This is a genomic window from Fibrobacter sp. UWH1 (assembly GCF_002210365.1).
Lineage (GTDB): Bacteria > Fibrobacterota > Fibrobacteria > Fibrobacterales > Fibrobacteraceae > Fibrobacter.
In genome coordinates this window covers 91,325-99,867 of sequence record NZ_MWQG01000013.1, presented here as the reverse complement: position 1 = coordinate 99,867, position 8,543 = coordinate 91,325, and the positions used below count along the sequence as shown (strand labels likewise).

The following is an 8,543-nucleotide window of genomic DNA, read 5'->3' as shown; positions in this document are numbered from 1 at the left end:
ACCTAAACGCCTCCATCGTCTAGTGGCCCAGGACTCGGGATTTTCATTCCCGCAACAGCGGTTCGAAACCGCTTGGAGGTATAAGAGAAGCTCAACCGAAAGGTTGGGCTTTTCTTATTTTACAACCGCCCTTAGTTTTATAACCGCAAAAAAGGGCCCGCCTTACGGCGAGCCCAGAGTACACGAAGATCTTTCCCGCGAAAAATTCGCGCGACACCTCCCATAATTAGAAGAACACCTTCACAATCAAAGAACCCACAATAGTGGAAACGATAACGCTGGTCATGCCCGGCAGCATAAAGCTGTGGTTCAGCAGGTACTTACCGATTACCGTAGTGCCGGAACGGTCGAAGTTCACGGTGGCAATGTCGGAAGGATAGTTGGGAATGAAGAAGTAGCCGTAAACGCTGGGGAGCACGCCCAAGAGCACCGCACCTTCGATACCCAGACTGTACGCCAGCGGAAGCATGGCCACCACCACAGCACCCTGGGAGTTGATCAGCACAGACACCGCAAAGAAGGCCAGGGCTATCGCCCAGGGATAATGCTGAACAATATCCTTCAGGCCGCCCTGCATCACGTCCATGTAGTTGGCGAAGTAAGTATCAGCCAGCCAGGCGATACCGTAGATAGCCACCACAGCCACCATGCCAGACTGCCAAACGGCACCAGCCACAGCCTTCTTGGGTTCAGCCTTACAGAAGATAATCATGAAGGCGGCTGCAGAAATCATCACAATCTGAATGATCAAGTTCATGCCCATGGGCTTCACCTGAGCCACACCATCCACAACCTTGCCGGTGGGGAAAGCGGGACGAATGTCATGGCCCGCAATCTGGAACACAGAGAACATCACAATCACAGCCAAAGCAGCCAGGAAGATAAACACGGAACGCTTTGCTTCCTTGGAAACAGCCTTGTCCAGCACAGAAGCGGTGTTGCCGTACATGTATTCACGCTGCTGAGGGTCTTTCAGCTTCGCCTGGAAAGCGGGATCCTTGTCCAGATCGAGACCGCGCTTGTAGCTAACGGCAGCGGCTGCCATCAAACCGCAAAGGCAAGCAGGAATGGTTACCGCAATCACCTGCAAGTTGTTGATTTCAAAACCGTTGGCGTTGGAAATCACCACGAAAGAAGCCACGGCGGCCGCAATGGGAGAACAGGTAATGCCCACCTGGGATGCCACAGAAGCAACAGCGCAGGGACGTTCCGGACGGATACCCTTCTTCAGGGAAATATCGCAGATAATGGGCATGAGGGTGTAAACCACATGGCCGGTACCCACGAGAACCGTGAGGAAGAAAGTGCAAAGCGGAGCCAGGAAGATAATCTGGTTAGGGTGTTTACGCAGAAGTCTTTCCGCTAACTGGATTAACCAATCCATACCGCCCGCAGCCTGCATAATACCGGCGCAGGTCACAGCCGCGATAATGATGTAGATAACATCGGTAGGCGGCTTACCCGGCTGCATACCAAAGCCCAGCACCAAGATGGCAAGGCCAATACCAGAAATTGCACCCAAGGCAAGGCTACCATAACGTGAACCCACGTAAAGAGCAGCCAGCACAATCAAGAGCTGAATAATCATTACAGCCATAATCCCTCCGCTTTTTCAAAAGCAACCAGAAAAAAAGTTATCAGTACGATAACATTTTTCTATTGAAATTACTCTAAAGTTTTGAAAAAAGAACGGGGAGCGCCAAATAAATTATCAAAAAGAAAATCAAGCCCTTTTGTACATATTCAGCGTTTTCTTTAGCAAGGGAATATCGATGGGTTTGGCCAAGTGACCGTTCATGCCGGCGTCCCTGGACTTTTTCACATCTTCTGCAAATGCATTGGCAGACAAGGCCACAATGGGAATTTCAGCACCTTCCTTCTTAGCAGAAAGACGGATTTTCCTGGCAGCCCCAAAACCATCCAGCACAGGCATCATCAAGTCCATCAGAATCAAGTCCAGTTCGTTCTGGCCAGCGCTTTCAAAGACCCGCACCGCTTCTTCGCCATCTCTAGCGCTAGTCACCACCACGCCCATGTCTTCCAGGATTCGGCGGGCAATTTCCAGATTCAAGTCGTTGTCTTCCACCAGCAAGACCTTCATACCATCCAGGGATTCGCTTTCCGCACCTTCAGTGAGGCAAACACGAGAACTCTGATCAATCTTGAAGGGAATCGTCACAGCAACGTGAGTTCCAACGCCCTCTGTACTACGGACCGTAACCCGGCCATTCATCTTTTCCACAAGGGCCTTTACAATCGCCATGCCCATACCGGAGCCCCGATAAGTGCTTCGGGCATCATTACGTTCCTGGGTAAAGGGTTCAAACATCCGTTCAAGGAATTCCTTACTCATACCGATACCCGAATCCACCACGTGGAAACAGTAGGTCAAGACATCCGACGTCTCATTCACGATTTCGGAATAACAGTCTACGGAACCGCCCTTCTTGTTAAACTTAATGGCATTGGTCAAAATGTTCAGGAATACCTGACGGACATGGAGCGGGCTCCCCAGCAAATGGGGACATTTTACACTCAACGCACCATCATATCTAACGACAACATCATTTTCATCAGCACGGAGATTGGCAATAGAACGAACTTCACCAAGAACCTGCTGAAGATCAAAAGGCTCTTCCAACAGTTGAGTTTCGGCGTCATCGAACTCGCACATATCCAGCACATCGTTCAACAACGACAGCAAATGATTGGCGGCGTTCTTCGCCTTCCTGCGGCCTTCCGCCCGCTCTTCCGGACTTTGTTCCTTACGGTCAGCAACTTCAAGCAGACCGATAATTCCATTCAAAGGCGTGCGGATATCATGAGACATCCTGGCCAGGAACTTGGACTTGACCTCACTTCCCCGCTCCGCTTTTCGGAGGGCGTCCTTCAGCTGAACCTTGTAAGCTTCTTCCCTAGCCACTTCTTCGTTAATGGAACGAACAACCCACAGAACATGGGAGCACCGACCATTCTTGTCTCGACTGATGACAACAAATAGACCTTCACACCAACCCGCATTCAAACCCTTAAAATGGATACCAATGGAATCGCGGTTAGCTAGGCGGCCAGCCAAGGTATGAATGTTCGTAAAGTCGAGAAATTCCTGGACCTGTTCCGGCGCCACCGTCGTCTGGCAAATGGCCCTGAACTTTTCCATGGACTCACCCATCTGACCGATGACGTTGGAAATATAATCTCGGGTAGAATCGCCCAGTTCGCGGAAATGCCCCGTAGAAAGGTCAATATCATAGGCACAGAAGTAAACCTTGGCCAAGGTACTGATAATGGAATTACGGAAAATTTCGGTATCCAACAATTTGTCCACGTTCTGGAAACCCGCAATAATCTCGGAGGATCCCTCGATTTTTACGTACTTGTACTGGAAGTAATGAATATCTCCATTTTCAACCACGCGGTAGGTGCCCACATAGTTTTCATGATCCTTGAGATAGGCAAGGACCTTCTCCTTTTCCATGGCCTTGTACATCATTTCGCGATCTTCCGAGAAGACGCGGTCTTCAATGTAGTGAGCCCACATGGCATCATACGGGAACTTGTTTTCAGCCCCAAGGTCGCTACGGACCATGAAGCCGTCCTGCTTGACAATGGAGATCTCATCTTTGTCAGGATTCCAAAGGTACACATAACGGAAATCCTGGCTTAAGGCAGTAACGAAGTTCAGCTGACGTTCCTGAGCCAGTTTCTCTTGAGAAAGATCGACTCCATAGATAACCGCTTCCAGATGACCGTTGATGGGGTTCATCATATAGCGGACGCAAGCACGGTACGGAATAATTTCATCGTCCCTAAAACATTCCATCTCCCGTTCGAAGGACATCTTGCCCTCTTCATAATGCCGAATCAAGGAAGCACAAGCAAAATCCTTGAGGTAAGCTATACGGGAAACCTGCTTGGGGATATTACAGGAAAGTATTTCCACAATGGAATCTACTGTCGTGGGTTCCTGACGCGAAGCCATCCAGGACTTAAGCCCCTCGATGTAACCGTCCTCGCCATCTACCCCCAGGACCGCATTGCCGGTAAGGTCCAAATGAAAAACCACATCGGTATTGGGAATGGAATCCTTCAGCAATTTAAGCTGATCTACATACTGTTTTTCGGTACGGCGAATGGAGGTTACGTCAGCAACATACTCAACAAAAACCTTCCGGCCATCCAGCTCCTTGTATTCAACCTTGGTATTATAAACTCGGTCACCAAGATTCACATCGGCATTTAGGGAATCGCGTTTTTCTGACTTGCGGAGGGGGCAAAAAGGGCACTGACTATCCAGGCCCATCATATACTTGAAACAAGGCACCCCCTTATAGGGAGTTTCACCCTGTTTTGCATAATCTCGGGCCATCTTATTCGCATAAACCACAGAAAACGATTCTGCATCGCAAACCAGGACCAGACGATCAGAGCCGTCCAAAACAGTTTCAAGCAATTCAACACCGCTAGACATCAATCACATCCGCCTTAATCAGCCTCACAAAAGGCCCAAAATACTACGAAAATCTTACGAAGCGCAAATATAATACAATGTGAGGCAAAACGGTAAATTTGTACGAAAAAAAAATTTTATGCAACACCCTTGACTAATTCAGATACTTTCCTATATTTGGTCGCACCTAAACGCCTCCATCGTCTAGTGGCCCAGGACTCGGGATTTTCATTCCCGCAACAGCGGTTCGAAACCGCTTGGAGGTATACAAAAACACCGCTCACTTGAGTGGTGTTTTTTGTATACCCCCCCGTTCCACGGGAACTACGGTTGGAAATTCATTTTTTTCAAAAATAAACCGTACCAGTAATCAAAAATCAAGCTCCACAACAACAATCATACGGTCTAATTCAGGAAAGACATCTTCTTCAACCGCAATTTCCCAACAAAAAAAGAAAGAACCCCACCGGATTCTTTCTTTTTTCTGCGACGCTCGGCTCTTAATAGTTCTCAGCGTTGACTTCGAAGTAGGACTGGGGGTGAGCGCAAGTGGGGCAGACTTCGGGAGCCTTGGTACCCACGACGATATGACCGCAGTTGCGGCATTCCCAAACCTTGACTTCGCTCTTTTCGAACACGGCGGAAGTTTCCACATTCTTGAGAAGTGCGCGGTAGCGTTCTTCGTGATGCTTTTCAATAGCTGCTACCAGGCGGAACTTCTTTGCAAGGGCGGCGAAACCTTCAGCTTCGGCAGTCTTTGCGAATTCTTCGTACATGTCGGTCCATTCGTAGTTTTCACCGTCGGCAGCAGCCTTCAGGTTTTCTGCGGTGTCACCGATGCCGCCCAATTCCTTGAACCACATCTTGGCATGTTCCTTTTCGTTTTCTGCAGTCTTCAGGAACAGTGCTGCGATCTGTTCGAAACCATCCTTCTTTGCGCGGGATGCAAAGTAAGTGTACTTGTTACGAGCCTGGGATTCGCCTGCAAATGCAGCTTCGAGGTTCTTTTCGGTCTGGGTACCAGCGTACTTATTAGCCATCGTGTCTCCTTGAATTGAGGTTAAAACGTTACTGAAACAATATACAATGTTTTTTTTAGAAAAAACAGTTCGCCTACGGCTCTCGCGAAGTCAAGCGAACCCTCTTAATCGAGGGCTCGACTCCCGATCGTCTATAGAATAAAAGACGCCCCACCTGGGGGCGTCTTTTATTCAAAGGAGAGAGAGGGATTCGAACCCTCGGTCCTGTTACAGACTCCGGTTTTCGAGGCCGGCTCAATCGACCACTCTGACATCTCTCCGACGTAAGGCGCAATGTAGTATAATTTCTCTGCTTTGTCTATTAAGGCTCCTTTACAGGTGGCCGTTTTTAGCGGCGGTCCATTCAACCCTTAGAGCAGGTCCAATTAGCTACATCATCAGCCGTTGGCCAGAGCTTCCTCCACTTCCTTTCGCAAGGGGATCGAGGGTACGGCGCCGGGGCGGCTTACTGCAATGGCAGAAGCGCGGGCGCTCATGCGGAGAGCCTGAGCAATGGGCATGCCTTCTGCGAGACCTGCCAGGAAGTACCCGGTGAAGGTGTCGCCGGCGGCAGTGGTATCCACTGCCTTCACGGGGAAGATAGGCTGGAACACCTTCTGGTCACCATCGCTATACACGGCACCGTCTTTGCCCAGGGTCAGCACAATGCGGGCCTTGGGGAAACGCTTGCGCATTTCAGCCAGAATTTCATCCGGGTCCGTCTTGCCGGTCACCTGATTGCCTTCCACCTCGTTCAGCAAGAAGATGCTGATCTTGGTCATATCCACCGCATCCAGCTTTTCGTTGAATGGGGACGGATTCAAGGCGATCTGCATTCCCTTTTCGTAAGCCTTGTCCACGATGTAGGGCAAAAGGTTCACTTCGTTCTGCAGCAACAGAATGTCGCCGGCAGCAAAGTGGCCGAGAACGCCATCCACATATTCCTGAGTCAGACGCTGGTTTGCACCACCATACAGCAAGATACTGTTCTGGGCGTTCTTGTCAATTTGGATGATGGTATGGCCAGTTTGATCATCGACTTTAGCAATGAATTCCCCGTGAACACCATACTCTTTACAAGCGTCCAGGAAGGGCTGACCATCTTCACCAATCATACCGCCCTGATAAACTTCAACGCCAGCCTTAGCAAGAGCAACAGACTGATTCATGCCCTTGCCGCCCAGGTAATGCTTGACGGCTCCGGTAGCTTCAGTTTCGCCCGGCAAGATAATGTGGTCCACGCTATAGACGTGGTCAAGGTTCATGGATCCGATATTTAGAACTTTCATGATACCTTCCTACTTACCAGCATTTTCAGCAGTGACCAAAGTGACCTTCACCGGGATGTTCTTTTCTACAACCTTGCCGTTGGCGATGTCCATGGCAGTACGGACAGCAGTTTCGCCAATCAGTGCGGGCTGCTGAGCGATGGTTGCAGCCATACGGCCAGCCTTAATGGCTTCAACAGCGTCGTCGGTTGCATCAAAGCCAACGACCATCACCTTCTTGCCTGCACCGCTGCTAGCTTCTACGGCTCCCAGAGCCATTTCGTCGTTAGCGGCAAAGACTGCAGCAATCTTGCCATTAGCCTGGAGCATATTTTCCATGACGCTCATGCCTTCGGTACGGTTGAAGTTTGCGGTCTGAGAGGCAGCCACTTTAAGCTTCTTATCGGCAATGTTGTGGAAACCCTTACCGCGATCGATAGCGGCAGAGGAACCCAGAGTACCCTGAAGTTCAGCGGTAATAACGCCTTCACCCAGCTTGTCTACGATGTACTGGGTAGCCAATTCTGCACCGGCAACGTTATCGGATGCAATCTGGCAATCCACTTCCACACCGTTGATGGCGCGGTCCACGCTAATAACCTTTACACCCTTGGACTTGGCCACCTTTACGGCACCGGTCAGAGCATCGGAATCCACAGCGTTCACGATAAGGATGCTAACGTTCTTGCTGATCAAATCTTCAATGTCGCTAACCTGCTTGGAAACATTGTCACCAGCGTCAACCACAGTGAGGGCAAGCTTCAATTCAGCAGCTGTCTTCTTGGCACCTTCAACCAGAGTAACGAAGAAGGGATTGTTCAGAGTAGAAACGGACAGACCGATGGTACCGCTGAAGCTGGGCTTATCGGCATTCAACTTGTCTGCATTTTCAGCAGTGACCAAGGTGACCTTCACCGGAATGTTCTTTTCGATGGACTTGCCATTGTTCAGATCCACTGCAGCGCGAACAGCAGTTTCACCAATCAGGCCAGGCTGCTGAGCGATGGTTGCAGCCATGCGGCCAGCCTTGATAGCTTCTACAGCATCGTCGGTTGCATCAAAGCCAACCACCATCACCTTCTTGCCTGCACCGCTGCTAGCTTCAACAGCACCCAGAGCCATTTCGTCATTGGCAGCAAAGACTGCGGCAATGTTGCCGTTGGCCTGGAGCATATTTTCCATAACGCTCATGCCTTCGGTACGGTTAAAGTTTGCAGTCTGGGATGCGACCACATTCAACTTTGCATCGGCAATGTTGTGGAAACCCTTACCGCGATCAATAGCAGCGGAAGAACCCATGGTGCCCTGCAGTTCTGCAGTCACAACACCTTCGCCAAGCTTTTCTACGATATATTGGGTTGCAAGTTCAGCACCGGCAACGTTATCAGAAGCAATCTGGCAATCCACTTCCACGCCGTTGATGGCACGGTCAACGCTAATGACCTTCACGCCCTTGGACTTGGCTGCCTTTACAGCACCAGTCAAGGCGTCGGAATCCACAGCGTTCACAATCAGGATGCTGACATTCTTACTGACCAAGTCTTCGATGTCGCTCACCTGCTTGGATACATTATCACCAGCATCCACCACAGTAATGTTGGCATTCAGTTCCACAGCGGCCTTCTTGGCGCCCTCCACAAGAGTGACGAAGAAAGGATTGTTCAAAGTAGAAACAGACAAGCCGATTGCGCCCTTGGAATCAACCTTCTGGGCAGTAGTCTTTTCTTCACCGTCAATGACAATAGAACATGCGGCCATCATCACAGACACAAAAGAAGCGAAAAGTAAAGCAAAAATTCTTTTCAT

5 protein-coding genes, 3 tRNA genes and 1 pseudogene are annotated in these 8,543 nt (G+C 49.9%); 2 read left to right on the top strand and 7 right to left on the bottom strand.

Annotated features, from left to right (window positions below; genetic code table 11):
• Window positions 1-8 precede the first annotated feature (8 nt).
• Window positions 9-81: transfer RNA gene (locus B7992_RS08015), tRNA-Glu, on the top strand.
• A gap of 145 nt (window positions 82-226) precedes the next feature.
• Here B7992_RS08015 and B7992_RS08010 read toward each other — a convergent pair.
• Window positions 227-1,597: an anaerobic C4-dicarboxylate transporter gene (locus B7992_RS08010; RefSeq protein WP_073158862.1), complete on the bottom strand. Its 1,371-nt coding sequence runs from the start codon at window positions 1,595-1,597 to the stop codon at window positions 227-229.
• Window positions 1,598-1,723: 126 nt separating this feature from the next.
• A complete protein-coding gene (locus B7992_RS08005; protein ID WP_088665985.1) occupies window positions 1,724-4,471 on the bottom strand; it encodes an ATP-binding protein in 2,748 nt (915 codons plus the stop codon).
• Between the two features lie 172 nt (window positions 4,472-4,643).
• On the opposite strand from B7992_RS08005, the gene B7992_RS08000 reads away from it, so the two are divergent.
• Window positions 4,644-4,716 (top strand) — tRNA-Glu (locus B7992_RS08000).
• Between the two features lie 234 nt (window positions 4,717-4,950).
• On the opposite strand, the gene rbr is transcribed toward B7992_RS08000, so the two are convergent.
• From rbr to B7992_RS17385, 5 genes and pseudogenes are all read right to left on the bottom strand, one after another.
• Window positions 4,951-5,490, bottom strand: a complete 540-nt coding sequence (gene rbr / locus B7992_RS07995) for a rubrerythrin (RefSeq protein ID WP_073158858.1) — start codon at window positions 5,488-5,490, stop codon at window positions 4,951-4,953.
• A gap of 175 nt (window positions 5,491-5,665) precedes the next feature.
• Window positions 5,666-5,750, bottom strand: a tRNA-Ser gene (locus B7992_RS07990).
• A gap of 117 nt (window positions 5,751-5,867) precedes the next feature.
• Window positions 5,868-6,758, bottom strand: coding sequence for a ribokinase (locus B7992_RS07985; RefSeq protein WP_073234523.1), 891 nt, complete (start codon window positions 6,756-6,758; stop codon window positions 5,868-5,870).
• Between the two features lie 9 nt (window positions 6,759-6,767).
• Entirely contained in the window at window positions 6,768-7,640 is an 873-nt protein-coding gene (locus B7992_RS17390; RefSeq protein WP_346348710.1) for a substrate-binding domain-containing protein, read from the bottom strand.
• Window positions 7,635-8,543: pseudogene (locus B7992_RS17385) on the bottom strand (substrate-binding domain-containing protein); the annotation flags it as partial. The gene B7992_RS17390 and the pseudogene B7992_RS17385, both read right to left, overlap by 6 nt.

Excerpts from the sequence above, each read along its gene's own strand:
- B7992_RS08010 (WP_073158862.1), bottom strand. The coding sequence starts at position 1,597 with ATGGCTGTAATGATTATTCAGCTCTTGATTGTGCTGGCTGCTCTTTAC.
- B7992_RS08005 (WP_088665985.1), bottom strand. The coding sequence starts at position 4,471 with ATGTCTAGCGGTGTTGAATTGCTTGAAACTGTTTTGGACGGCTCTGAT.
- rbr (WP_073158858.1), bottom strand. The coding sequence starts at position 5,490 with ATGGCTAATAAGTACGCTGGTACCCAGACCGAAAAGAACCTCGAAGCT.
- B7992_RS07985 (WP_073234523.1), bottom strand. The coding sequence starts at position 6,758 with ATGAAAGTTCTAAATATCGGATCCATGAACCTTGACCACGTCTATAGC.